Below are 23,355 nucleotides of genomic sequence, written 5' to 3' on the forward strand. Positions count from 1 at the left end.
CGGCTGTCGAAATCCTGCTATGCCGCCGCGCACGCGCGCAGTATCCTCCAGCCGATAATGACAAGATTCGGGCCGCTCCCTCGGGACGGAGACGAAAATGGATCGGAATACCAAAGCTCGCCTGATCGCCGGAGGGGCGATCGTGGCCGTTGCCGCTGTCGCAGCGGTTCCTGCGTTCACGCAAGGGACCGGCTCGACCGTGGCCCGCTACACTCTCGATGCCGGGACGATCTCCGGCATGGGCGCGATGGGCCGGGGCGGCGGAATCGGCGCGGCGATGGCGATGATGCGCGGGCAGGGCGGGGCGACCGCGCACGAGCTCTCGCTCAAACTCGGCGCGACCCGCACGCCGACCGGAGCGCCCGCGGCGACCCACACGCTGCCCTCGACCGCCCGGTTCGGGCCGGTGCTGCCGCTGGCCACGCCGCAGCGGACGTCCGGAACCGCCGAATACACCCCGCAGACCCCCAAAGGTCGCCTGCTGCTTTACTGGGGCTGCGGCGAACGCGCGGGTCCGGGGCAGCCGGTGGTGATCGACTTCGCCAAGATCGCCAAGGGCCAGATCCCGCCGGGTCTCTATGCCCAGCCGCTCGCCATCGCCGAAGAATGGCGGGTGACGCAGGCGAACAGCAGGACGTATGGCGACTGGCCGAACGGGACCGATACCAAGCCGGTCCCCGCAAATGCCTCGCTGCTCGGCGCACACAAGGTGGCGGGCAACTATTCGCCCGACATAAACTTCACGCTCGATACCGATTTCATGGCGCCGATCTCGATGCGGAGCAGCGCGCTGCCGAGCGGTGCCTACGGCCTCAACTGGAGCGCCGTGCCCGGCGCGACCGGGTATTATGCCTGGGCGTTCTCGGCCAAGGGCACCAACCGCACCGGCGAAGCGACCGAGATGGTCTGGTGGACCTCTTCGGCGACGCAGGCTTTTGGCGGACCGATGTGGGACTGGCTCTCGCCCGCAGCCGTGGCCCGGTTGATCACCGCCAGGACAGTGATGCCGCCGTCGCAGACTCAGTGCACCGTGCCGGCCGAGATCAAGCAGTCGGGCGGTGAGGTCACGATGGCGAGCCTTTATGCCTACGGCCCGGAGCGCAACTTCGCCTATCCGCCGCGCCCCGCCAACGCGAAAGCGGCGTGGAACCCGGAATGGATCGCCCGCGCGCGCTTCCGCTCGATGACGATGGCGATGCTCGGCATGGACATGGGCGCAATGGGCGGCATGGGCGCGCAGCAGGGCGAGTCGACCGAAGCACCGCCGTCTGGCAAGCCCAAATGCAAGAAGGGCCTCGGCGGCCTTGCCCAGCGCGCAGCGGGGCTCTGCGAGTAGTCCTGGGCAAGCGGGTGAAAAAATGCCGTATTGTCGCATTTTGCCAATCTGCCCCCTGCTTCGTCATGCATTCAACTCTCGTTCGATTTCACAGGGTTGATCGACAAACAGGGGGCAATTTCAATGATGAGGACACTGGGTTTGGCCGCGATCGCGGCCTGTTTTGCTGCGCCCGCGATGGCGCAGGATGATGCCGCGAACTGGTCGGTCACGGTCACGCCGCGCTACCAGCATCTGTTGTTCCTGCCGAGCACCGAGGCCGATGGGCTTGAATCGATGCCATCTTACGGCGGCACCGTCACCGTTCGCGATCCGAGTGCGCGCTTCGGGCTAACCGGCACCTACATGCAGGGCAAGGCCAAGGGCGTCTACACCTACGATGACGGCGCGTTCACGGGTGACTACGACTATGCGGCCAAGCGCAAGGAAATGGCCCTGCAGCTCGAATTCACGCCATCCGAAACCGGCGTCACGCTGATCGGCGGGTATCATCGGTTCACTTCGAGCAATAGCGAAGTGCTGCGCAATCCGGGTGTCGGCCGGGGCGAGGTCGGCACCTATCGCCAGTCGATCAGCGCCGCCGAGATCGGAATCCGTATCGCGAGCCGACTGGGTGCCAACAGCCGCCACAGCGTGTCGGCGCAGTTCATGGGCGGGGTCGGTTCCGGACGCTACAGCTCGAACGTGGTCGAGACGTTCGGCGGAGTTCCCACCACGACCGTCGTCAGCGACAAGGGCACGGGATATCTCGGCGATATCGCGCTGGGATACAACCTGTTCGTGACCGACAATATCTCGATCGGCGCGCGCGGGCGCGGTTATGTGTTCGGCGTTTCGGGGGGCGACACGATTTTCGCCGTCGCGCCGGAAGTGAACATGTCGGTCCGTTTCTGACGGATCAGCCCGGCACCTGGAACGGGGGCTTTGCCGGGTTTTTCTGCAACGGGGGGCCAGCGAGGAAAATCGGCTTGCCGATCGACCCCTGGCTCCACGGTGACTGGTCTCCTTGCGTGACCGCGACCACATCGCCCGTCACCATCGATATGACATCGTCGAGGCTGCGCCTCTCGGCCAGCCGGGCAGCCATCGCCTGCGCGAACGGGCTGTTCTTCTGGGTCTTGTCGATCGCATCGTAGGCGACGTTCTCGGGATCCGTCGCGAAGACGATCTTGACCCCCGTCCCCTGCAACTGGAACGCCTTCACGCCGCCAAGATTGGACCCGTCCGACAAGGTCGTGAACTCGGTCGCGATGGCGGCCGACCGGGTCGCCGCGACAGCGCGCGCGAGGCGCATTCCTTCGGGCAGCCTGGCGAAGGGACGGTTGCGACAGGCATCGAGCATCACGACCAGGTTCTCGGTCGCGTTGCGGAGGGCCTTCACGATCGAGATGAGGCTCATGAACGTGGTGCCGTCGCCCAGCAGCAGGAAGTTCTCGCCGTTGATCTGAACGCCGTGGCCGGCGATATAGACGAGCGCGACATCGTCTTTCCTCAGCGAAGCGCGGAACGCGGCGAGGCGCTCGCGGAGCGCAGGTTCGGACGCTTCCTCTACGCGGTCGACACTCGTAAAGCGGAGCGCGCGCAACCGGTCTTCGATGAGTTGCCCGTCGGCAATGGTGTTGCCCAGCGCGAGTTCCGGACGGGCAACGCGGTAGCTGTTCGCGATGATGAGGGCGCGGGCCTGGATTGCGCGCTTGTCGGCGGCCGAAGTCGCGACCGGGAGCAACGCCCCGGCGCAAATTCCCGCAACGAACGAGCGTCTGATCATCGATTGCCCACCCCGCCATGCATCCCCTGCTTTTCTAATTCTGACTGGCTTAACACAGGGTTGCAAGGCGGAAGCGCGGGCCTCTCCCGTTCGAGCCGCGGACAAACGAAAAGGGCGCCCGGTTTGCCGGACGCCCGTTTTCTTTGCCCTACCGCCTCGCCGCTTGGAGGCGCTATTCGCGCCCCGGGGCAGCGGAGCAGCGAGATCAGGAGCTGTAGTACATGTCGTATTCGACCGCGCTGGGGGTGGTTTCCCAGCGGCTCACGTCGTCCCACAGCAGCTCGGTGTACGCCTCGATCTGGTCCTTGGTGAACACGTCGCCCTTCAGCAGGAAGTCGTGGTCAGCGTTCAGGCTCTCGAGCGCCTCGCGGAGCGAGCCGCAGACGGTCGGCACTTCGGCCAGTTCGGCCGGGGGCAGGTCGTAGAGGTTCTTGTCCATCGCTTCGCCCGGGTGAATCTTGTTCTGGATCCCGTCGATGCCGGCCATCAGCATCGCCGCATAGGCGAGGTAGGGGTTGGCCATCGCGTCGGGGAAACGGAACTCCACGCGCTTGGCCTTTTCGCCCGCACCGTAGGGGATGCGGCACGAGGCCGAGCGGTTACGCGCCGAATAGGCCAGCAGCACCGGCGCCTCGAAGCCCGGGACCAGCCGCTTGTAGCTGTTGGTCGTCGGGTTGGTGAAGGCGTTGAGCGCCTTGGCGTGCTTGATCACGCCGCCGATGAAGTAAAGGCACATGTCCGACAGACCGGCATAGCCGTTGCCGGCGAACAGCGGCTTGCCGCCATCCCAGATCGACATGTGAGTGTGCATGCCGCTGCCGTTATCTTCCTTGATCGGCTTGGGCATGAAGGTCGCGGTCTTGCCATAGGCATGGGCGACCTGATGCACGACGTACTTGTAGATTTGCATGCGGTCGGCGGTCTCGACCAGCTTGCCGAAGGTGAGGCCGAGCTCGTGCTGCGCGGCGGCCACCTCGTGGTGGTGCTTGTCGCACGGCAGGCCCATCTCGAGCATGGTGGTGACCATCTCGGCGCGGATGTCGACCGCACTGTCGACCGGGGCGACCGGAAAGTAGCCGCCCTTGGCGCGCGGACGGTGGCCGAGGTTGCCGGCTTCATAGTCGCGGCCGGTGTTGGTCGGCAGCTCGATGTCGTCGATCTTGTAGCCCGAGCCGTTGTAGCCGTCGTAGAACTTCACGTCGTCGAACATGAAGAATTCGGCTTCCGGGCCGACGTAGACGGTGTCGCCGAGGCCGGTCGACTTGAGGAAGTTCTCCGCGCGCTTGGCGGTCGAGCGCGGGTCGCGCGAGTACCATTCGCCGGTCGAAGGCTCGACGACGTCGCAGAAGATGATCATCATCGGCGTCGCGCTGAACGGGTCCATGTAGACCGAGGTCAGGTCGGGCTTCAGGATCATGTCGGATTCGTTGATCGCCTTCCAGCCGGCGATCGACGAGCCGTCGAACATCAGGCCGTCCTCGAGCTCGTCCTCGCCCAGCACGGTCGAAACCATCGTCAGGTGCTGCCACTTGCCCTTCGGATCGGTGAACCGCAGGTCGACCCATTCGACCTCGTTTTCCTCGATCTGCTTGAGGACGTCCTTTGCGTTCGACATGTCATTTCCTCGTAGGTTGCCCGGTCCAAGTCGGGCGGGGGAAGGATGCAGCAGTTGCTGCGGATCAGATGGCCGCGTCGTCGCGTTCGCCGGTGCGGATGCGGAGCGCGGTGTCGATGGTGGAGACGAAGATCTTGCCGTCGCCGATACGGCCGGTCTGCGCGGCGGCGGCGATCGCCTCGACCACGCGCTCGGCCTGGTCGTCCGACACGACGACCTCCAGCTTCACCTTGGGCAGGAAGTCGACGACGTATTCGGCGCCGCGATACAGTTCGGTATGGCCCTTCTGGCGACCGAATCCCTTGGCCTCGGTCACGGTGATGCCGGACACGCCGACTTCGTGCAGCGCCTCCTTCACTTCGTCGAGCTTGAACGGCTTGATGATCGCTTCGATCTTCTTCACGTGACCCCCAACTGCGCCTAGCGCCTGGCCGATCCTGCTGCGCGCGCGAGCGCGAGGGCGGACGGCCCGAACAAATTCCCTGCCGATCGATTATCAAGAATCGTGCCAAGGACGATGCCTACCGACTAGGCCAACGACGACACGGAAAAAAGGTGCTTTTTGGTGGATTCCGCGCGGCCAGAGGCAGGCGCGGGCAACTTTCGAAAAACGGCCCAGCTGCATTGCCCGAGGCGCGGGCAGGCAATGCCCAAATTTAGGGCAGTTGCAGTCCCGCAGTCTCGTCGAGGCCCGCCATCAGGTTGAGGTTCTGCACTGCCGCTCCGCTCGCACCCTTGCCGAGGTTGTCGAGCACCGCGACGAGCCGGGCCTGCGCTCCGTCAGGCGAAGCGAACACGTGGAGGTCCACACTGTCGGACGGCTGGCGCGAGGCGCGCAGGAGCAGTTCGCCGTCCTCGGGCGCGGTGCCGATGCGGACGATGCGGCTGCCGGCATATTGCGCGGCGAGGCATTCGCGAAGCGCAGCGGGCGCGGCGGCGCCGGGCATTGCCGCGAGGGGCAGCGGGATTTCGACCACCATGCCGCGGTGCGCGGGAACCACGGCCGGGGTGAACAGCGGGGCGAGCGACAGGCCGGCGAGGGCCTGCATCTCGGGCACGTGCTTGTGGCCGAGCGACAAAGCGTAGCCGCGCCAGGCGATGTCGCCATCTTCCTCGAACCGCGCGATCAGACTCTTGCCGCCGCCCGAATAACCCGAAACGGCGTTGCAGGTGTAGGGCCAGTCGGCGGGTAGCAGTCCGGCAGCGACCAGCGGCGCGAGGAGCGCGATGAAGCCGGTCGAATAGCAACCGGGATTCGACACGCGCGCAGCCCCGGCGACCGCGTCGCGTCCGACGATCTCGGGGAAGCCGTAGGTCCAGCCCGCAGCGACGCGGTGCGCGGTCGATGCGTCGATCACGCGCGTGCCGGAGCCCGGCTCGATTAGCGCGACCGCTTCGCGTGCGGCGTCGTCGGGCAGGCAGAGGATCGCGAAATCTGCCTCGTTGAGCGCTTCGGCTCGGGCGGAGGCATCCTTGCGCCGCGCTTCGCCGAGCGTGACCAGCGCGAATTCGCTGCGTCCGGCGAGCCGGTCGGCGATCTCCAGCCCGGTCGTCCCTACCGCGCCATCGATAAAAACCGTCCGCACTGAACCGGGCGCCGTCACGACGTCAGTCGGCGGGTTCGAGTTCGGTGAGATGAAGGTAACCCGAAGGACCTTCCGGCCCGAGCGCACACCAGCACCAGTTGCCCGCGTAATCGAGCGCTTCGACCGTCGTGCCCGCATCGAGGTGCGTCACAACCGCCGTCCGGTCGCGCTGCTGGCACAGCAGGTCGGCTCCCGCCGGACCGACGACCCGCAGGTGCGGAACGACGTAGTGGGCGCAGAGGTACCGGCTCGCGAGCGCGATGTGCGCAAGGTCGCCGCGGATCGGCAGCGTTCCGACCGCCGGACGTGCGACCGGGCCGCTCAGCGACAGCTGGCCTTGCGGAATCGGATAGGTCGCGGATTCGGTCACTTCGAACGGGTCGCCTTCGGCATCGTGGCGGGCGCTTATAGCGCGAAGCCGCTAACGGCAAGTTTCAGGCGTAGCGGGACTGCAACATGTGCCACGCCGCGCGCAGGCCCAGCGCCGCGCCGCCCTTGGGCCGGCCCGGTTTCGCCGCGGGTCGCCAGGCGAAGGTGTCGAAGTGCGCCCAGTCGATCCCGTCTGCCACGAAGCGGTCAAGGAACAGGCCCGCGACGCTCGCCCCGGCATAGCCGTTGGCGCTGTTGTTGTTGATGTCGGCGATGTCTGACTTGAGGTATTCGCGGTAGCTTTCGGGCAAGGGCAGCCGCCACACTTCGTCGTCGTTCGCCTTGCCAGCGGCCAGCAGGGCATCTGCGGTGCCGTCGGTGCGAGCCATCAGCGCGGGGAGATCAGGCCCCAGCGCCACGCGCGCCGCACCGGTGAGGGTTGCGAAATCGAGGATCAGGTCGGGCTTCTCCTCGCTCGCTCGGGTCAGCGCGTCGCCGAGGATCAGTCGCCCCTCCGCGTCGGTGTTGCCGATCTCGACGCTGAGGCCCTTGCGCGATTTCAGCACGTCGCCGGGACGGAAAGCATTGCCCGCGATGGCATTCTCGACCGCCGGGATCAGCAGGTGGAGCCGCACCTTCAGCCCCGCGCCCATCACCAGCCCGGCGAGCGCCAGCGCATGCGCCGCGCCGCCCATGTCCTTCTTCATCAGGAGCATGCCCGAGGCGGGCTTTACGTCGAGCCCGCCCGAATCGAAGCACACGCCCTTGCCGACGATCGCGAGGACCGGGTCTTTCTCCGAGCCCCACATAAGGTGCATCAGGCGCGGCGCGTGTTCGCGCGCGGCGGCGCGGCCGACGGCGTGGACCATCGGGTACTCGCGTTCCAGCGCCTCGCCCTTGGTCACGCTGACGTGGGCCTTGTGCTTCTTCGCCAAGGCATCGACCGCGGCTTCGATCGCGGCGGGGCCCATGTCTTCGGCCGGCGTGTTGACCATGTCGGCGACGAGCATGGACGCGCGGGCTTCGGCAACGGCCGGCTCGATCGCCCTGGCATCCTTGGTGAGCAGCACGCGTGGGCCGGGCGCGTCCTTGTCGCCCATGTAGCGGGCGAAGCGGTACTGCGCGGTCTGCCACCCGAACAGCGCAGAACCGGGCTCGCCTTGCGCGAGGCGATAGGTCCCTGCGGGCAATGCTTCGGCAAGCTTGGCCATGCACCAGCTCGACAGGCTGGCGGGATCGGCCACTCCGCCGACCGCGAACCAGGAGTCGCCATCGGGAACGATACCGATCTGATAGCCGCCGCCGTCGAACTTCTGCGCCTCGAGCGCGGCGCGCTGACCCTTGGCGAGCGGCTTGGCCCACGCGGCAAACGAGTCCTTGCTGACGAGGTGGATGGCGATGGCCGCTTGGCCGCGATCGGGCTGGATAAGCTCGGGCTCTTTGCTCATATCGCTGTCACCTAGCGCTTCATCGGAGAATTCCAATGCCCGCCCGCCTTGCCGCCCTTCTCGCCGCTTCGATGCTCGCTGCGTGCTCCTCGCCCGAGGAGGTGGCCGAGCGGACCGGCGTCGACGCCCGGGCCATGGCGTCGGCCAAGGCCGGGGGCGATTACGAGGCGACCGCGAGCGGCAAGGATTTCGCCTTTGCCAAGACGGAGCGCGAACCCGGCGGCGGCGAGCTGGAGTTCGCCTACAGATGGCCGAGGCAGGCGGCGGCAGAACCGAAACTGGCGGCGCTGCTGCGCGCGAAGCTCGACAAAGACCTGTCGGAAACCAGGCGCGAATGGGAAGGCTCATACGCCGAGTGCCCCGAAGATGCAGTCTCGTGCCGCAACTACTCGCTCGAGGCGAAGTACGAGGTGGTCGCCGCCCTGCCGGGCTATCTCAGCCTGTCGAACCTGTTCTCGACCTACACCGGCGGCGCGCACGGGATGTACGGGATGGAATCGCTCGTGTGGGACCGGAAGGCGCAGGCGGCGCTCGATGGCATCGACCTGTTCCGTTCGCCCGCCGCTCTTGGAACGGCTATCGGGCCCCCGCTCTGCAAGTCGCTCGACGCGGCGCGGGTAAAGAAGGGCATGGAGCCGGCCGAAGGAACGGGCGGCGTGTTCGATGCCTGTCCGTCGCTCGACCAGTCGACGGTGCTCGTGGGGTCGTCGAACGGCAAGACCTTCGACCGGATCACCGTGTGGTACGGGCCTTACGTGGCCGGCTCCTATGCGGAAGGGGCCTACGAGCTCGATTTCCCGATGTCCGCCGCGATGCTGGAGGCGGTGAAGCCCGCCTACCGCGCGGCGTTTTCGGCCAAGCTCTGACGCCCTACTTCGTCATTCCCGCGCAGGCGGGAATCCAGATGCGAACGCTGGACCTGGATCTGCGCCTGCGCGGGGATGACGAAAGTGAGGTTTAGGCCTATATGCTTGGCATGACCGAATACCAGACCGTCACAGGTACCGAAACCGTCATCCGCGACGGCACCATCAAGCTGCATGGACCCGCCGGGTTCGAAGGTATGCGCAAAGCCGGCCGCCTTGCCGCCGAAATCCTCGATGCCCTCGCGCCGATGGTGCAGCCGGGGGTGACCACCGGCGAGCTCGACGATGTGGTGCGGCAGATGACGCTCGACGGCGGCGCCGTTCCGGCGACCCTGGGCTATCGCGGCTATGCGCATTCGTGCTGCATCTCGATCAACCATGTCGTGTGCCACGGCATCCCGTCGGACAAGGCGCTGAAGGACGGCGACATCGTCAATATCGACGTGACCCCGCTGCTCGACGGCTGGCACGGCGACACCAGCCGCATGTACCTCGTCGGCGACGTGCCGCTGAAGGCGAAGAAGCTGGTCGACGTAACGCACGAATGCCTGATGATCGGCATCGAGCAGGCCAAGCCCGGCAACTGTCTGGGCGACATCGGCGCGGCGATCCAGGCGCACGCGGAAAAGCACCGCTACGGCGTGGTGCGCGAATTCTGCGGCCACGGCCTCGGCCGCCTGTTCCACGATGCGCCCGAAGTGGTCCACGCCGCCAAGGCAGGCACGGGCCCGGAGCTGCGCCCCGGCATGTTCATGACCATCGAGCCGATGATCAACCTCGGCCGCCCGTGGGTGAAACTGCTCTCGGACGGCTGGACCGCGGTGACTCGCGACAAGTCACTCAGCGCGCAGTTCGAGCACTCGATCGGGATCACCGAGACCGGGAACGAGATCTTCACGCTGAGCCCGACGGGGCGGGACAGGCCGCCTTACGGCTGAGCGTCAGTCGCCATTGAAGTCGTTGTAATCGTAGGCGCTGAAGCGCTTGCCTCGCTTGCGATTCCACCAAGTGAGCGCCCGGCTGAACATGAAGAACGCCATTCCGGGAATTATCGCGACAGCAGAGTATTCGGTCTGCACGCCCATCTCGTTGACAAGAGCGTAAGAGGGGGCGGTCAGCGTTACCACCCAAGCCGATTCCATCAAGAACTGCCGGCGACCATTGTCTGACCGAAACCTCTGTTCAGATCCTGGGTCGATTTCGGTCAATTGAGACGACTGGCGATCTCGAGAAATGAGGTATCGCGCACGCCTTCCCACGCTCAACTCTCCCGCGCCGCCCGCACCGCCGCCGCCCCGGCAAACGGCGACACGGCACACAGCGCCAGGCTGATCGCCGCACACAGCGCCAGTCCCGCGCCATCGGGGTTGGCGAGCGCGCCCGCGCCGAAAATCAGCACCGGCACCGCGAGCGGGATCAGCAGCAGGCCGCCGAGTGCCGCGCCGCCGCGCAGGGTGGCTGTAAGGGCGGAGATGGTGAGGCCGATCGCGGCGAGGCCGGGAGTGCCAGCCAGCAGGCCGAGGAGCAGCGTGCGGGTTGTCTCACCGGACAGGCCGAGCAGCGCGCTCGCGGGGAGGGCGGCGACGAGGAGCAGCGGGCCAAAGCTGAGCCAGTGGGCGAGCAGGCGCGCGGCCAGCACCAGCTCCTCCGATATTCCGCGCAGCGCGAACTGGTCGAAGAAGCCCGCCTCGAGGTCCGGCGCGACCAGGCGGTCGATCGGCAGGATCGCGGCGAGCAGCGCGGCGACCCACAGCACTCCTCCGCCGGTCCGCGCGAGCAGCGGCGCGTCGGGCCCGACCGCGAAGGGAAACAGCACCGCCACCGCGACGAAGAACAGCACCGGCAGCCACGGGCCGCCCCGGCCGCCACCGAACAGCAGCCCGAGGTCGCGGCGCAGCAGTGCGGCGAACAGTTTCACGCGGCGAATTCCGCGAGGTCGATCCGCCTGAGCCTCTCGATGCCGAGCGTCTGGTGCGAGGCGATCACCGCGATGCCGCCGCCCGCGCAGTGTGCCGAGACGTGCGCCTGCAGCATTTCGGCGGCCGCGGCGTCGAGGCCGTTCAATGGTTCGTCGAGCAGCCAGATGCCGCCCGATCGGGGGTGGCTCTGGGCCAGCGCCGAGCGCTTGCGCTGTCCGGTGGAGAGGAAGCGCACTGGAACATCGAACAATGTCGACAGTCCCTGATCGAGCGCTTGATCGGCACCGTCGATCCGCTCCCAGAACGCCAGCGCCTGTCCCAGCGGTAGGTGTTCGTCGAGCGGCAGGTTGCCGTCGAGTAGCGCCAGCGGCCCCTCGCGCTGGACCGAGCCGGCGAACGGCCGCAGCAATCCGCCGAGGATGCGCAGCAGGCTCGACTTGCCGGTCCCGTTCGCGCCGACGACTTGCAGCGCCTCGCCCGGGCCGAGCGCGAACGTGAGGCCCGCGAACAGCACCCGGTCGCCCCGGCGGCAGGCAAGATCGGTTGCAGTGAGACGGACCCCTTCCATCGGCGGATGCGTTAGGCCATGGCCCGCATCGCGACAAGCCGAGGAGAGTGCAGTGCCCATCGCCGAACTGACCGACGCCGAGCGGACCGCCGCGCTTGCCGAGCTTTCGGGTTGGGCGCTCTCACGCGAGGGCAAGGCGATCGAGCGGACGTTCACCTTCGCCGACTTCGTCGAGGCGTTCGGCTTCATGACGCGGGTCGCCATCCTGGCCGAAAAGGCCGATCACCATCCCGAATGGTTCAACGTCTACAACCGGGTCGAGATCACGCTGACCACGCACGACGCGGGCGGCCTCAGTACCCGCGACGTCGCGATGGCGAAGGCGATCGACGCGCTCTGATCAGCTGCCGAGCGGGCGGGCGAGGCGCCGCGCCTGGTCGCGCAGCTTGCCCGGCATCCAGCGCGCACCGAACGCGAGCCGCCGCGCGGTCTTGCCGACGAGCGTGTGCAGCTTCTGCCCGTGCACCGCGTCCCACGCGCCCTGCGCGACCTCGACCACCGGGGTGATCTCCAGCCCCGCGCCGAGCACGCGGTTGCGGATCGCCTCGTTCGAGCCTTGGTTGGGGCTGTGGTCGAGCAGCGGGGTGTCGATGAAGCTCGGCATCAGGTCTCGCACCGCGATGCCGTGCTCGGCCCATTCACCGTCGAGCGCCTCGGTGATCGCGCGCACGCCGAACTTGGTCGCCGAATAGACGCTCGCGCCGCTGGTGCCGTAGATGCCCGCCGCGCTCGCGGTGTTGAGCAGGCACGATCCCGGCGCGGTCTTCATGAGGTGCGGCAAGGCGGCCTGCGCGCCGAACAGCACGCCCTTGAGGTTGATGTCGAGGCAGCGCTCGATCTCTTCGGTCGTGTTGCTGTCGATCGTCCCGCCGAGCGGGATGCCGGCGTTGTTGGCGACCACGTCGATCCGCCCGCCCGCGGCGGTCGAGAATGCGTCGAGCGCGGTGTCCCACGCCGCGCGGTCGCGCACGTCGAACCTGTGGGCGAAGGTGAACCCGTTGCCGATGTTGGCGAGCGTCTGGCGCATCCCCGCCTCGTCGATATCGCCGACCCCGACGAACCATCCGCGCTGCGCGAAATACTCCGCGATTGCGCGCCCGATGCCCGATCCCCCGCCGGTGATGAAAATAGCCTTCCGCTGGCTCATGCGCCTCTCCCTTTGGCCCGGGTTAGCGCGAAAGGTGGCGGATTGCTACGGGTGTAGACGACCACTTTACTTCCGATGTCGGTTATCAACCCCGTGGCCGGCGCGCACGCTGAACATCGGATTTGAACCAAGGGGACCCGGCACTATCTTGGACTTCATAACGTGAGGAGCGCTATTTGAACCCCGATTGGAATAGCTTCGGCAACTTGAACGACCTGAACAATGCGTGGGCCGATTTAGCTCAACAGCGCCCGATGAGCGCTCGGGAGGAGTTTGAAGGACCGATCACCGCGACGATCCCCTTCATATTCAGGGTCGATCTTTCCAATTTCGCCAAAGCGCGCGCGATGGAAGGTGTTCGCTCGTGGGCGAATTGGCAGGGGAGAGACCATCCCGACCTCACCGATCAGATAGCTGTAATGATCGGCGATCAGATCGCTCAATGGCCCAATCTGGCTTGGCTCGAGGATGTTTGGCTCGGCAAGATGGGCCATCACGGTGTGCCCCACGACTAGATGCCCATAATGACCGCGCGGGACTTTTAACCCCCTGGCGAGAAGACCCTCATGTCGACAGCTGCCCCCTAAAGCGCCGGATTATTATAGCAGTGCCACGTAAAGATAGCCGTCGCACCGCGATGCGGTCGCCAGCCTTCCGCCAGCGCGCGGGTTTCCTTTTCGGTCGGCCGGGACTCCAGCCCGAGGATCTTGCCTAGCCCTGCCTGCACCGCGAGGTCGCCGGCTGGCCAGATGTCCGGGCGGCCTTCGGCGAAGAGGAGGTAGATCTCGGCGGTCCAGCGGCCGATGCCCTTGATCTGCGTGAGGAGCGCAATCGCTTCCTCGTCGTCGGCGGGGAGGGCGGTGAAGTCGATCGCGCCCGCCGCGACCAGTTCGCATAGCGAGCGGGCATAGCCCTGTTTCTGCCGCGACAGCCCGCAGGCGCGCAGAGTGTCGAAATCGCGGGCGAGCAGCTCGGACGGGTCGACGTCCTCGCCCACTTCGGCCGCCAGCTTGTTCCACATGCTCGCCGCCGCCGCGACGCTGACCTGCTGGCCGACGATGGCGCGCAGCAGCGTCACGTGCCCCCGGTCGCGGATGCGCGGTTCGGGATAGCCGGCGGCGGCGAGCGCGCGCGCGATCGCGGGCTCTTTCGCGGCGACGGCGTCGAGGCTGTCCTTGATCTGCGTGGCGGTCAGTCCCAACCCGGCTCTCCCGATATTGCCAAAACGGCCGCCAGCCCCTAGCAGCCGCGCCGACCGCCCGACAGGGGGCGTGAACGAGAGGACCGCTACCGATGCCCAAGCTGATCGTCGTCAACCGTGCCGGTGAGGAATCGACTGTCGACGCAGCCGAAGGACTGACGGTGATGGAAGCGATCCGCGACAACGGCTTCGACGAACTGCTGGCGCTGTGCGGCGGATGCTGTTCGTGCGCGACCTGCCACGTTCACGTCGACCCGGCGTTCAAGGACCTGCTTCCGGCGATGAGCGAGGACGAGGACGACCTCCTCGATTCGAGCGACCACCGCGACGAGAATTCGCGCCTCAGCTGCCAGGTACCGCTGACCGAATCGCTCGACGGCTTGCGCGTCACGATCGCGCAGGAAGACTGAGCGGCCGGATTCCGTTCCCGCAAGGTTCGGTAACAGTTCGCAAACCGGAACTGCGTTGCCGCCCCGCGGACGCGCCCCTAGCCCAAGCACCATGACCGCAGCAGTCCGCGCGCGCGCACTCGACCTCATCGGCAACACCCCGCTCGTCCGGCTCGCCGGGCCCAGCGAGGCAGCCGGTTGCGACATCTTCGGCAAGTGCGAATTCCTCAATCCCGGTGGCAGCGTGAAGGATCGCGCGGCGCTCGGCATCGTGCTCGATGCGCGGGAACGGGGCGAGCTCTCGCCGGGCGGAACGATCGTCGAAGGGACCGCGGGCAACACCGGCATCGGACTCGCACTGGTCGCGAATGCGTTCGGCTATCGCACGATCATCGTCATGCCGGACAACCAGAGTCATGAGAAGATGGACACGCTCCGCGCGCTCGGCGCCGAGCTCGTGCTGGTGCCGCCGACCAAATATTCGGACCCGAACCACTTCATCCACACCAGCCGCCGCTTGGCCGAGGAAACGCCTGGTGCGATCTGGGCCAACCAGTTCGACAACACCGCCAACCGCAAGGCGCACATCGAGACCACCGCTGCCGAAATCTGGGACCAGATGGAAGGCCGGGTCAGCGGGTTCACCTGCTCGGTCGGTACCGGCGGTACGCTCGCAGGAGTGGCGATGGGCCTCAAGGAGCGGGACGAAGGCGTGACGATCGCGCTGACCGATCCCCACGGCGGCGCGCTTTATAGCTACTATGCGACCGGTGAGCTGGCCTCCGAGGGCAGTTCGGTCGCCGAGGGTATCGGGCAGGGCCGCATCACCGGCAACCTTGAGGAGGCACCGATCGACACGCAGTTCCGCGTGTCGGACGAGGAAGGCCTCGAATGGGTCGCCCGGCTGCTGCGCGAGGAAGGGCTGTGCCTCGGCCTGTCTTCCGGGATCAACGTTGCGGGCGCAGTGGCGCTCGGCAAGCAACTCGGACCCGAAGCACGGGTCGCGACGATCCTGTGCGACACCGGCTTCCGCTATCTCTCGACGCTCTATTCCGCCGAATGGCTGGCGGCGAAGGGGCTGCCCGTGTTCGATTGGCTGCGCGCCGACTGACGTGCGCAAGTTGACTGGGGCCGCCCATCGGCTAGCTTGGCGGCCGATGGCTGGTCGACCGCCCGTACCTCAGCTGGACTCCGACCCGCAGGCCGAAGAAACGTTCGGTCCGCTGGGCGGCACGCGCGCGCAGGCCATGCAGCGCCTGCAGGTCGGCATCTCGCTGCTCTTCGGCATCGTGCTGATCGTGGGCCTTGCCAACGTGATCGAGGAGCGCGCCAAGCAGAGCGAGCAGACCGCGGTACCGCAGGCGGCATCGACCGTCGCTCCTGCGGCAGCCGTGCCGGTGAGCGACCCGCTCGCCGATGCGGGGGTCGTGCCCGACCTCCCCGCAGAGGGCGCCGAAACGCCGTCGGCGGCGGCGCCCGACGATGGCACCTAGAATCAAGGCGATCGCGGCGGTGGGCGCCGCAGCGCTGCTCGTCGCCGGAATCGCGCTGGCTGGGCAAGTCTTCCCCGGTCCTCCGCCTCCTGCCTCAGCCAGGCCCGCGCTGGGTCTGTTCACCTCGCTGCCGATCTTTTGGGCCGAAACCGATGGCATGGCCGAGGCGCTCGACGGGGGCGGGAGCGGCCACTGGGCGAAGGAGGCTCTCGAGACGGACAGCCATCTGGTCCCGATCGATACGCTCGACGAGGGTGAGCTTGCGAAGCTCGAACGCCTCGTCATGGCCCAGCCGCGCCCGCTCGCCCCGGCGGAGAACGTCGCGCTCGATGACTGGGTTCGCGCGGGCGGGCGGCTGCTCCTGTTTGCCGACCCGTTCCTGACCCAGCACTCGCGGTTCCAGTTGGGCGACAAACGACGCCCGCAGGACATGGTCTTGCTGTCGCCGATCCTTCGCCGCTGGGGACTCGAACTCCGCTTCGACGACGAACAGCCGCAGGGCGTGCGCGAGATCACGTTTGGCGGCGCGGCGCTGCCGGTCGACCTCGCCGGAACGTTCGCCAGGGTAGCGCCCGGCGCGCAGGCGGAGTGCAACCTGTCGGCGGTCGACGTCATCGCGACCTGCCGGATCGGGAAAGGAAGCGCCGTGATCGTCGCCGATGCGTCCGTTCTCGACCCCGAAAGCGATTCGCGAGCCGCGCTTTCGGCTCTGACGAAGGCGGCCTTCGCCCGCTAAGTTCCTGTCCCAGTCGGGGAAATCACGGGACGACCCGGAATTCGCCCAAAAATCCCGGAATTGCGTTGTTAGTGTCGCCTGCTGCGCGGGTGTGCTGGTGCACGCCCGGCGTGTTTTCCACACGTATCGACACTGTTAACCGCTTCATCCCGTGATTTCCCGCACTTTTCCCTTCCATCCCGGGGTCAAGAAAGTTAAGACACCGGCTCATCGGACACAGCGTTCCACGCCGCACTGATTCCATCTCGGTGCGATCCATCTGCGCCTGCGCGGGTGGCGGCGGGAGAGTCGTGTCCTCGGGGTGGGCCTGCGGGTCGGGGGACGGGCATTGGCGACGGCGTTGCAGTTCGGAGGGTTCAGTGGACAGGCCTTCTCGCCGCTCGGCGACAAGGGCCGGTTCGTGCTGCCTCCGCTCTTCCGCAGCGCGGTCAAGGAATCGAGCGACGGCCGCATCCTCTGCCTCGACAAGCACCCGCGCTTCACCTGCCTGGTCGGCTTCGGCCTTTCGCGCCTTCCCGAACTCGACGCCCAACTCGACCGAGAGGAAGACCGCGCCGGTCCCGATTTCGACCGCGACACCCGCGCCCAGCAGCTGTTCGGTTTCGCCCGTGTGCCGTTCGACGACTCGGGCCGCTTCGTCCTGCCCGATCACTTGCGGATGCTCGCCGGTATCGAAAATGCGCTGTTCTTCCAGGGCGGCGGCCGCAATTTCACGATCTGGAATCCCGCCGAACTGATGAAGATGGACGACGCCTGGGCCGCCGCGAAAGCCGCCTGCGCGCAGTTCCAGGCCGAGGGGAAGGGCAAGTGACGCCCGCCGCCCCCGTTCCCGCCAACGCCCCGCACTTGCCCGTCCTGCTCGGGGAAGTCGTCGCGGCGCTCGCCCCGCAGCCGGGCGACGTGGTCGTCGATGCGACCTTCGGTGCAGGCGGCTACACCCGTGCGCTGCTTGCGGCGGGCGCGACCGTCCACGCCTTCGACCGCGACCCCGATGCGATCGCTGCGGGAGAAAAATGGCCCGAAACTGCGGAAAACCCGCCCCGGCTGGTTCTCCATCCGCGCCGCTTCTCCGAAATGGTTAACGCGCTCGCCGAGTCGGGATTGGCGCGCGTCGACGGGATTGTGTTGGATATTGGCGTTTCATCGATGCAACTCGATCAGGCCGAGCGCGGTTTCGCGTTTTCGTCCGAGGGTCCGCTCGACATGCGCATGAGCCAGGACGGCCCCAGTGCGGCCGACTTCCTGAACGAGGCGGACGAGGGCGAAATCGCCGACGTGCTCTATACCTACGGCGAGGAGCGCCAGAGCCGCCGCGTCGCCCGCGCGATCGTCGCTGCCCGCCCGCTCGCGACCACCGGCGACCTTGCTCGCGTGGTCCGCAAAGCGCTCGGCTATCGTCCCGGCGCGCCGAAGGACCCGGCGACCCGCAGCTTCCAAGCGGTACGCATCCATGTGAACGGCGAGCTCGAGGAGCTCGAAACCGCGCTCGCGGCATCCGAGACGCTGCTCGGCGAAGGCGGGCGGTTGGCGGTGGTGAGCTTCCACAGCCTTGAGGATCGCATCGTGAAGCGCTTCCTGCGCGATGCCTCGGCGGTGCAGGGCGGTTCGCGCCACATGCCGCAGGCGCAAGACAAGCCCGCCGTGTTTACCCGCGTTTCGAAGGGCGTTCGTCCGACCGACGCCGAAGTGGCCCGCAATCCGCGCGCCCGCTCGGCCACCTTGCGCCACGCGGTTCGCACCGCCGCCCCTGCGCGGCAAGAGGCGGGGAGGGCCGCATGATCGCCGCCGGCAGCCGCATCCGCCAGCTCGGCTGGTTCGCCACCCTCGCGATGGTGTTCGCGCTGTTCGTCGGACTGACCTTCAAGGTCAATTCCGTCCGCAGCGAGGTGCGCCTTGCCGAACGCCAGATCCTGGCCCTGCAGCGCGAGAAAATCCTGCTCGAAACCGAATTCGAGACCCGTGCAAGCCAGCAGCAGCTGTCGCAGTGGAACTCGGTCGATTTCGGCTACGAAGCGCCGGGGCCGGGCCAATATCTCGAAGGCGAACGCCAGCTTGCCGCGCTCGGCGAGCCGCGTGCCCCCGCCGCGCCGAGCCCGATCCGCGTTGCGCGGGCCGAAGACGACGCCGGCGAAGCGAAGTTCCCCGCGATGGTCTCGCCGCTGACCGGCCGCCCCGTGCGCCCGGTCGAGCAGGCGCAGTCGCTTGCCGACAAGCTCAGCAACGGTGGCGATTTCCTTGCCGAGGCGGCCGCCCAGTGAACGCGCTGACTTACAGCACGGCGATCCATTCCGGCCGTGTCCAGCTCGTCACTCTCCGCCAGCGTTCGCTGACCGTTGCCCGCCTCCGCGTGCTGCTGGTCGCGGGCCTGTTCGCGCTGCTCGCGCTCGCAGCGATCCTGCGGATCGGCTTCCTGGGGCTTACCGGCAGCGGCCGTCAGGCAACCTCGTTCGAAGAGGCGCTGCTCCCCCCGCGCGGAGAGATCACCGACCGCAATGGCGAGCCGCTGGCGCGCGCATTCCCGGCCTTTGCGTTGTGGTTCAATCCCGAGGCGCTCGGCGACGGCGGTGCGCTAGTCCAGTCGCCGCGCAGCGTGGCGAAGCAGCTCAAGGCGATCTTCCCCGATATCGACGAAACCGAGCTTGCCGACCGCCTTGCCAAGGGCAAGGCGGGCTACCTGCGTCGCCGCGTGCTGCCCGAGGAAGCGAACAAGGTGAACGCGCTCGGCGAACTCGCGCTCGAACTGCCGCAGGAAACCGACCGCCACTACCCGCAAGGGTCGATGGGCGCGCACGTGCTCGGCTACGTCGGCGCCGACGGCAAGGGCCGCGTCGGCATGGAAGCGGTGCTGAACGACAAGCTCAGCGACCCCGCGACGCGCGGCACCTCCGTTCCACTGTCGATCGACGTCCGCGTGCAGGGCGCGCTGGAAGACGAACTGACGCGCCAGATGCGCGCGACCAACTCGATCGGCTCGGCGGGCATCGTGCTCGACGTCGATACCGGCGAGGTCATGGCGCTTGCCTCGCTGCCCGAATTCGATCCCAATCACATCGATGCGGCGGGCGCGGCGAACATGTTCAACCGCGTGACCAACCAGGTCTACGAGCTGGGCTCCACTTTCAAGCCGCTGGCGGTGGCCGCCGCGATCGACGCCGGCACGATCACCGACCTGTCGCGCCGCTACAACGCCAACCCGTTCCCGTATGGCGGGTTCACGATCAAGGACAGCCACCCGCTCGGTGCGTCGCTCAATACGCCCGAGATGCTTATCCATTCGTCGAACGTGGTGACCGCGCACATCGTGCAGGACTTGGGGCCGGCGCGGCTCAAGAAGACGATGGCCGATCTCGGCATGAACCAGCGCGCCCAGATCGAGCTTCCGGCCAAGGGCTTCCCGATCTGGGCGAGCGGCGACTGGCCCATGCTGCGCGCGATGACGGTCGGCTATGGCCACGGCATCGCCGTCACCCCGCTGCACCTCGCCAGCGCCTATTCCGCCATGGTCAACGGCGGCATCTGGCGCCCCGCGACCATGCACAAGGTTGCGCCGGGGCAGGCGGCCAAGGGACACCGCGTGTTCAAGGCAAGCACTTCGGCGCGGATGAACCAGCTGCTGCGGATGATCACCGTCTACGGCACCGGTCGCAAGGCCGACGCGCCGGGCTTCCGCGTGGGCGGCAAGACCGGGTCGGCCGAAAAGCCGGGCAACGGCGGCTATCAAAAGACCTCGCTCGTCTCGACCTTCGCCGCCGCGTTTCCGATGGATCGCCCGCGCTATGTCGTGATCATCATGATGGACGAGCCCAAGGGCACGCTCGCCTCCAGCTTCCAGCGCACGGCCGCCTACACTGCCGCGCCCGTCGTCGCGCGCCTCGTGCCGCGCATCGGGCCGATCCTGGGCGTTGCGCCCGATTCCGCGCGCGACGTCGACCTCACCGATCTTGCCCCGCTCGTTCCCAAGGGGAAGGGCGAATGAAACTCGGCAAGATCGCTGGTGCGGCCGACTTCGATGCCGGTGCCGCAGGCGAGGAGATCGTCACCGGGATCGCGATCGACCATCGCAAGGTCGCGCCGGGTACCGTGTTCGGCGCGTTCAAGGGTGCGAAGGTCAACGGCGAGGATTTCATCCCCGCCGCGATCGCCGCCGGTGCGATCGCCGTGGTCGCCGAGCCTGGCGTGACGGTCGAGGGCGCGCTCCATATCGCCGATGCAGAGCCGCGCCGAGCGTTCGCCCGGCTGGCCTCGGCGTTCTTCACCCCGGTGCCCGAAACGATCGTCGCGGTAACCGGGACCAACGGCAAGACCTCCACGGTCGAAATGACGCGCCAGCTGTGGCGCATGGCGGGCCTGAGCGCCGCGTCGATCGGCACGCTCGGCGTGACCACGCCTGACGAAAGCGTGTCGACCGGGCTGACCACGCCCGACATCGTCACGTTCCTAGGCAACATGGCCGGACTCGCGCGCGAAGGGGTGACCCACGTCGCCTACGAAGCGTCGAGCCACGGCCTCAGCCAGTTTCGCAACGAGGGCCTGCGGGTCGCCGCGGGGGCCTTCACCAATCTCAGCCGCGACCACCTCGATTACCACGCGAACATGGACGAATACTTCGCCGCCAAGATGCGGCTGTTCGACGAGGTCGTGGCGGATGACGGCACAGCAGTGATCTGCTCCGACGGCGATGGATGGGCCGAACGGGCTATCGGGCATGCGCGGCAGAGGGGTCTCCGCGTATGCTCAGTGGGCGGCGAGGGAGATTCCGAAAAGGGGATCCGTCTCGTCGCCCGCACCCCCGGCCAGCTTGGCCAGGTGCTTGAGATCGAGCACGCCGGGCAGACGCGGACGATCAACCTCCCGCTGATCGGTGCGTACCAGGCGGCCAATGCGCTCGTCGCGGCGGGTCTCGTCATCGCGACGGGCGGCGATCCGGTGACGACGTTCGACGGCCTTACCCGGCTCCAGCCGGTGCGCGGACGGCTCGAGCGTGCGGCGCTGACCCGCTCCGGCGCTCCGGTCTATGTCGATTATGCGCACACGCCCGACGCGCTCGAAGCGGCGATCGCGGCGCTGCGCCCGCACGTCGCCGACAGCCCGCGTGGCCGCCTGATCGTGGTGTTCGGCGCGGGCGGCGACCGCGACACCGGCAAGCGCGCCGAGATGGGCCGCGTCGCGGCCGAGCGCGCAGACTTCGTGATCGTGACCGACGACAATCCGCGCGGCGAAGACCCGGCAGACATCCGTCGGCAGGTGCTCGCGGGCGCGCTCGGGGCGCGGGAAATCGGTGATCGGCGCGCGGCGATTGCCGCCGCGGTCGCGCTGGCGCAGGCGGGCGACATCGTCCTCGTCGCCGGCAAGGGACACGAACAGGGACAGATCGTCGGATCGGGAGACGACATGCGGGTATTGCCGTTCGATGATGTGACTGTGGCGCGCGAAGCCGCCGGGGCGGGGGAAGTGGCATGACCATGCATTCCGCCCTGCGCGCATGGCCGCGAGAGAAGCGCGATGGCCTGCGTCTTGCCCTGTGGACCTCGGAGGAAATCGCCGCTGCCACCGGCGGAGTTGCCAGCGGCGCGTTCCAGTGTGCCGGGGTCGAGATCGACAGCCGCGACGTGCGCTCGGGCGACCTGTTCGTCGCGCTGAAGGGCGATGCGACCGACGGCCACCGCTTCATCGACAAGGCTTTTGCCAACGGTGCCGCCGCCGCGCTCGTCAATGAAGCGGTTGATTGGCCCCATATAATCGTTCCAGACACGACCGTTGCACTGGAACAGCTCGCCGCCGCCTCGCGCGCCCGCGCCGCCGCGGTGCGCATCGGGGTGACCGGCTCGGTCGGCAAGACCGGGGTCAAGGAAGCGATATTCGCCGCGCTCGACCGCGCGAGCCGGGGTGCGGCGCATCGCAGCGTGCGCAGTTACAACAACCACGTCGGCGTGCCGCTCAGCATCGCGCGGATGCCTTCGCGCGCGAAGTTTGGCGTATTCGAGATGGGCATGAACCACGCGGGCGAGATCGACGGCCTGACCCGGCAGGTGCAGCCCCACGTCGCGGTGATCACCACGATCGCGCCGGCGCACATCGAGAACCTCGGCTCAGAGGAAGCGATCGCCGATGCCAAGGCGGAGATCTTCAGCGGGTTGGTGAAGGGCGGCACCGCGGTGATCCCGTCGGACAGCGTCCACTACGACCGGCTGCTGGTCCATGCCCGGCAGGCGGGTGTCGAGGTCATGACCTTCGGCCGCGCGGCGGGATCGGACGCGCGGCTGCTCGATGCCATCCCCTCGGCCAACGGCGGTTCGCTGGTGACGGCCGACATCGACGGCACGCGGCTGGTCTATTCGGTCGCCGAACCGGGCGATCACTGGATCATGAATTCGCTCGCCGTGATGGCGGCGGTGAAGGTGGCGGGCGGCGATCTGGCCGCCGCCGGTCTCGCGCTGGCCGAGATGGGCGGGCTGAAGGGCCGCGGGGCGCGGCACCGGGTCGCGGCGCCGGGCGGGCACGCGCTGGTGATCGACGAAAGCTACAACGCCAACCCCGCCAGCATGCGCGCGACCCTGCGCCAGCTCGGCCAGACACCCGCCACCCGGCGGATCGCGGTGCTCGGCAGCATGAAGGAACTGGGCGACTTCGCCCCCGCCATGCACGCCGGGCTGGTGGAGCCCATCGGCGAAGCGCATGTCGATCATCTGGTGCTGGTGGGCGACGAGATGCTCGCCCTCGCGCGCGAACTGGGGAAAGGCGGCGGCGGTCCGCTTGCCGCACCCCTGACCTTCGCGCATTGCGGCAGTCCCGGCGAAGCGATCGCGGCGCTGGAGGAATACGGGCTCGCAGGCGGCGATGCGGTGTTGGTCAAGGGATCGAACTCGGTCGGTCTCGGGAGGCTGGTGGCGCACCTCGTCGACCGCGGGCGTTAG

Annotated in this window: 27 protein-coding genes; 16 read left to right on the forward strand and 11 right to left on the reverse strand. The window is 67.5% G+C overall.

What is annotated here, in order from left to right; translation table 11 throughout:
- Positions 1–97 precede the first annotated feature (97 nt).
- Entirely contained in the window at positions 98–1,336 is a 1,239-nt protein-coding gene (locus tag ACWPMX_RS02295) for a hypothetical protein (protein WP_455698436.1), read from the forward strand.
- A 123-nt stretch (positions 1,337–1,459) separates the two neighbouring features.
- A complete protein-coding gene (locus ACWPMX_RS02300) occupies positions 1,460–2,230 on the forward strand; it encodes a hypothetical protein (RefSeq protein WP_455698437.1) in 771 nt (256 codons plus the stop codon).
- Positions 2,231–2,234: 4 nt separating this feature from the next.
- Here ACWPMX_RS02300 and ACWPMX_RS02305 read toward each other — a convergent pair whose 3' ends face one another.
- The 6 genes from ACWPMX_RS02305 to ACWPMX_RS02330 form a co-directional block, all read right to left on the reverse strand.
- Positions 2,235–3,104, reverse strand: a complete 870-nt coding sequence (locus ACWPMX_RS02305; RefSeq protein ID WP_455698438.1) for a caspase family protein — start codon at positions 3,102–3,104, stop codon at positions 2,235–2,237.
- A 205-nt stretch (positions 3,105–3,309) separates the two neighbouring features.
- The gene (gene glnA / locus ACWPMX_RS02310) at positions 3,310–4,719 is read right to left on the reverse strand and encodes a type I glutamate--ammonia ligase (RefSeq protein ID WP_455698439.1); all 1,410 of its coding nucleotides are present in this window, start codon (positions 4,717–4,719) and stop codon (positions 3,310–3,312) included.
- A 64-nt stretch (positions 4,720–4,783) separates the two neighbouring features.
- Positions 4,784–5,122: a P-II family nitrogen regulator gene (locus ACWPMX_RS02315; protein WP_455698440.1), complete on the reverse strand. Its 339-nt coding sequence runs from the start codon at positions 5,120–5,122 to the stop codon at positions 4,784–4,786.
- Between the two features lie 253 nt (positions 5,123–5,375).
- Positions 5,376–6,305: an N-acetyl-gamma-glutamyl-phosphate reductase gene (gene argC / locus ACWPMX_RS02320; RefSeq protein ID WP_455698441.1), complete on the reverse strand. Its 930-nt coding sequence runs from the start codon at positions 6,303–6,305 to the stop codon at positions 5,376–5,378.
- A 22-nt stretch (positions 6,306–6,327) separates the two neighbouring features.
- Positions 6,328–6,675, reverse strand: a complete 348-nt coding sequence (locus tag ACWPMX_RS02325) for a hypothetical protein (RefSeq protein WP_455698442.1) — start codon at positions 6,673–6,675, stop codon at positions 6,328–6,330.
- A gap of 64 nt (positions 6,676–6,739) precedes the next feature.
- On the reverse strand, positions 6,740–8,122 hold the full coding sequence (locus ACWPMX_RS02330) for a leucyl aminopeptidase family protein (RefSeq protein ID WP_455698443.1): 1,383 nt from the start codon (positions 8,120–8,122) through the stop codon (positions 6,740–6,742).
- Positions 8,123–8,157: 35 nt separating this feature from the next.
- Here ACWPMX_RS02330 and ACWPMX_RS02335 point away from each other — a divergent pair, with 35 nt between their 5' ends.
- A complete protein-coding gene (locus tag ACWPMX_RS02335) occupies positions 8,158–8,988 on the forward strand; it encodes a DUF4163 domain-containing protein (RefSeq protein ID WP_455698444.1) in 831 nt (276 codons plus the stop codon).
- Positions 8,989–9,098: 110 nt separating this feature from the next.
- Complete coding sequence (map, locus tag ACWPMX_RS02340; protein ID WP_455698445.1) at positions 9,099–9,926, forward strand: type I methionyl aminopeptidase; 828 nt, start codon at positions 9,099–9,101, stop codon at positions 9,924–9,926.
- Positions 9,927–9,929: 3 nt separating this feature from the next.
- On the opposite strand, the gene ACWPMX_RS02345 is transcribed toward map, so the two are convergent.
- The 3 genes from ACWPMX_RS02345 to ccmA all read right to left on the reverse strand — a co-directional run bounded on the left by ACWPMX_RS02345 (position 9,930) and on the right by ccmA (position 11,475).
- The gene (locus ACWPMX_RS02345; RefSeq protein WP_455698446.1) at positions 9,930–10,115 is read right to left on the reverse strand and encodes a hypothetical protein; all 186 of its coding nucleotides are present in this window, start codon (positions 10,113–10,115) and stop codon (positions 9,930–9,932) included.
- 134 nt (positions 10,116–10,249) lie between these two features.
- On the reverse strand, positions 10,250–10,906 hold the full coding sequence (locus ACWPMX_RS02350; RefSeq protein ID WP_455698447.1) for a heme exporter protein CcmB: 657 nt from the start codon (positions 10,904–10,906) through the stop codon (positions 10,250–10,252).
- Positions 10,903–11,475 carry a heme ABC exporter ATP-binding protein CcmA gene (gene ccmA / locus ACWPMX_RS02355; RefSeq protein ID WP_455698448.1) on the reverse strand — a complete coding sequence of 191 codons (573 nt, stop codon included), beginning with the start codon at positions 11,473–11,475 and terminating at the stop codon, positions 10,903–10,905. The genes ACWPMX_RS02350 and ccmA overlap by 4 nt, the downstream gene beginning before the upstream one ends.
- A 52-nt stretch (positions 11,476–11,527) precedes the next feature.
- Between ccmA and ACWPMX_RS02360 the strand changes: the two genes are divergently transcribed.
- Positions 11,528–11,815: a 4a-hydroxytetrahydrobiopterin dehydratase gene (locus ACWPMX_RS02360; protein ID WP_455698449.1), complete on the forward strand. Its 288-nt coding sequence runs from the start codon at positions 11,528–11,530 to the stop codon at positions 11,813–11,815.
- On the opposite strand, the gene ACWPMX_RS02365 is transcribed toward ACWPMX_RS02360, so the two are convergent.
- Entirely contained in the window at positions 11,816–12,622 is an 807-nt protein-coding gene (locus ACWPMX_RS02365; protein ID WP_455698450.1) for an SDR family oxidoreductase, read from the reverse strand.
- A gap of 176 nt (positions 12,623–12,798) precedes the next feature.
- Between ACWPMX_RS02365 and ACWPMX_RS02370 the strand changes: the two genes are divergently transcribed.
- A complete protein-coding gene (locus ACWPMX_RS02370; protein ID WP_455698451.1) occupies positions 12,799–13,137 on the forward strand; it encodes a hypothetical protein in 339 nt (112 codons plus the stop codon).
- 68 nt (positions 13,138–13,205) lie between these two features.
- Here ACWPMX_RS02370 and ACWPMX_RS02375 read toward each other — a convergent pair whose 3' ends face one another.
- Positions 13,206–13,823 carry a DNA-3-methyladenine glycosylase family protein gene (locus tag ACWPMX_RS02375; RefSeq protein ID WP_455698452.1) on the reverse strand — a complete coding sequence of 206 codons (618 nt, stop codon included), beginning with the start codon at positions 13,821–13,823 and terminating at the stop codon, positions 13,206–13,208.
- Between the two features lie 92 nt (positions 13,824–13,915).
- Between ACWPMX_RS02375 and ACWPMX_RS02380 the strand changes: the two genes are divergently transcribed.
- The 10 genes from ACWPMX_RS02380 (at position 13,916) to ACWPMX_RS02425 (ending at position 23,355) form a co-directional block, all read left to right on the forward strand.
- Positions 13,916–14,233, forward strand: a complete 318-nt coding sequence (locus tag ACWPMX_RS02380) for a 2Fe-2S iron-sulfur cluster-binding protein (RefSeq protein ID WP_455698453.1) — start codon at positions 13,916–13,918, stop codon at positions 14,231–14,233.
- 91 nt (positions 14,234–14,324) lie between these two features.
- On the forward strand, positions 14,325–15,323 hold the full coding sequence (locus ACWPMX_RS02385; protein ID WP_455698454.1) for a cysteine synthase A: 999 nt from the start codon (positions 14,325–14,327) through the stop codon (positions 15,321–15,323).
- A gap of 46 nt (positions 15,324–15,369) precedes the next feature.
- Positions 15,370–15,705 carry a hypothetical protein gene (locus tag ACWPMX_RS02390; protein ID WP_455698455.1) on the forward strand — a complete coding sequence of 112 codons (336 nt, stop codon included), beginning with the start codon at positions 15,370–15,372 and terminating at the stop codon, positions 15,703–15,705.
- Positions 15,695–16,441, forward strand: a complete 747-nt coding sequence (locus tag ACWPMX_RS02395; RefSeq protein WP_455698456.1) for a DUF4350 domain-containing protein — start codon at positions 15,695–15,697, stop codon at positions 16,439–16,441. Before ACWPMX_RS02390 ends, ACWPMX_RS02395 begins: the two co-directional genes overlap by 11 nt.
- A 328-nt stretch (positions 16,442–16,769) precedes the next feature.
- Entirely contained in the window at positions 16,770–17,252 is a 483-nt protein-coding gene (locus ACWPMX_RS02400) for a division/cell wall cluster transcriptional repressor MraZ (RefSeq protein WP_455698457.1), read from the forward strand.
- Complete coding sequence (rsmH, locus tag ACWPMX_RS02405) at positions 17,249–18,220, forward strand: 16S rRNA (cytosine(1402)-N(4))-methyltransferase RsmH (RefSeq protein WP_455698458.1); 972 nt, start codon at positions 17,249–17,251, stop codon at positions 18,218–18,220. The genes ACWPMX_RS02400 and rsmH overlap by 4 nt, the downstream gene beginning before the upstream one ends.
- Positions 18,217–18,699, forward strand: coding sequence for a hypothetical protein (locus ACWPMX_RS02410; RefSeq protein WP_455698459.1), 483 nt, complete (start codon positions 18,217–18,219; stop codon positions 18,697–18,699). Before rsmH ends, ACWPMX_RS02410 begins: the two co-directional genes overlap by 4 nt.
- Complete coding sequence (locus ACWPMX_RS02415; protein WP_455698460.1) at positions 18,696–20,417, forward strand: peptidoglycan D,D-transpeptidase FtsI family protein; 1,722 nt, start codon at positions 18,696–18,698, stop codon at positions 20,415–20,417. Before ACWPMX_RS02410 ends, ACWPMX_RS02415 begins: the two co-directional genes overlap by 4 nt.
- Positions 20,414–21,901: a UDP-N-acetylmuramoyl-L-alanyl-D-glutamate--2,6-diaminopimelate ligase gene (locus ACWPMX_RS02420; protein ID WP_455698461.1), complete on the forward strand. Its 1,488-nt coding sequence runs from the start codon at positions 20,414–20,416 to the stop codon at positions 21,899–21,901. Before ACWPMX_RS02415 ends, ACWPMX_RS02420 begins: the two co-directional genes overlap by 4 nt.
- On the forward strand, positions 21,898–23,355 hold the full coding sequence (locus tag ACWPMX_RS02425) for a UDP-N-acetylmuramoyl-tripeptide--D-alanyl-D-alanine ligase (protein ID WP_455698462.1): 1,458 nt from the start codon (positions 21,898–21,900) through the stop codon (positions 23,353–23,355). Before ACWPMX_RS02420 ends, ACWPMX_RS02425 begins: the two co-directional genes overlap by 4 nt.

The organism is Tsuneonella sp. HG094 (assembly GCF_053819285.1).

Excerpts from the sequence above, each read along its gene's own strand:
- ACWPMX_RS02335 (WP_455698444.1), top strand. The coding sequence starts at position 8,158 with ATGCCCGCCCGCCTTGCCGCCCTTCTCGCCGCTTCGATGCTCGCTGCG.
- ACWPMX_RS02300 (WP_455698437.1), top strand. The coding sequence starts at position 1,460 with ATGATGAGGACACTGGGTTTGGCCGCGATCGCGGCCTGTTTTGCTGCG.
- ccmA (WP_455698448.1), bottom strand. The coding sequence starts at position 11,475 with ATGGAAGGGGTCCGTCTCACTGCAACCGATCTTGCCTGCCGCCGGGGC.
- ACWPMX_RS02330 (WP_455698443.1), bottom strand. The coding sequence starts at position 8,122 with ATGAGCAAAGAGCCCGAGCTTATCCAGCCCGATCGCGGCCAAGCGGCC.
- ACWPMX_RS02410 (WP_455698459.1), top strand. The coding sequence starts at position 18,217 with ATGATCGCCGCCGGCAGCCGCATCCGCCAGCTCGGCTGGTTCGCCACC.
- ACWPMX_RS02365 (WP_455698450.1), bottom strand. The coding sequence starts at position 12,622 with ATGAGCCAGCGGAAGGCTATTTTCATCACCGGCGGGGGATCGGGCATC.
- map (WP_455698445.1), top strand. The coding sequence starts at position 9,099 with ATGACCGAATACCAGACCGTCACAGGTACCGAAACCGTCATCCGCGAC.
- ACWPMX_RS02380 (WP_455698453.1), top strand. The coding sequence starts at position 13,916 with ATGCCCAAGCTGATCGTCGTCAACCGTGCCGGTGAGGAATCGACTGTC.
- ACWPMX_RS02420 (WP_455698461.1), top strand. The coding sequence starts at position 20,414 with ATGAAACTCGGCAAGATCGCTGGTGCGGCCGACTTCGATGCCGGTGCC.
- ACWPMX_RS02385 (WP_455698454.1), top strand. The coding sequence starts at position 14,325 with ATGACCGCAGCAGTCCGCGCGCGCGCACTCGACCTCATCGGCAACACC.
- glnA (WP_455698439.1), bottom strand. The coding sequence starts at position 4,719 with ATGTCGAACGCAAAGGACGTCCTCAAGCAGATCGAGGAAAACGAGGTC.
- ACWPMX_RS02295 (WP_455698436.1), top strand. The coding sequence starts at position 98 with ATGGATCGGAATACCAAAGCTCGCCTGATCGCCGGAGGGGCGATCGTG.
- ACWPMX_RS02395 (WP_455698456.1), top strand. The coding sequence starts at position 15,695 with ATGGCACCTAGAATCAAGGCGATCGCGGCGGTGGGCGCCGCAGCGCTG.
- ACWPMX_RS02390 (WP_455698455.1), top strand. The coding sequence starts at position 15,370 with ATGGCTGGTCGACCGCCCGTACCTCAGCTGGACTCCGACCCGCAGGCC.
- ACWPMX_RS02305 (WP_455698438.1), bottom strand. The coding sequence starts at position 3,104 with ATGATCAGACGCTCGTTCGTTGCGGGAATTTGCGCCGGGGCGTTGCTC.
- ACWPMX_RS02425 (WP_455698462.1), top strand. The coding sequence starts at position 21,898 with ATGACCATGCATTCCGCCCTGCGCGCATGGCCGCGAGAGAAGCGCGAT.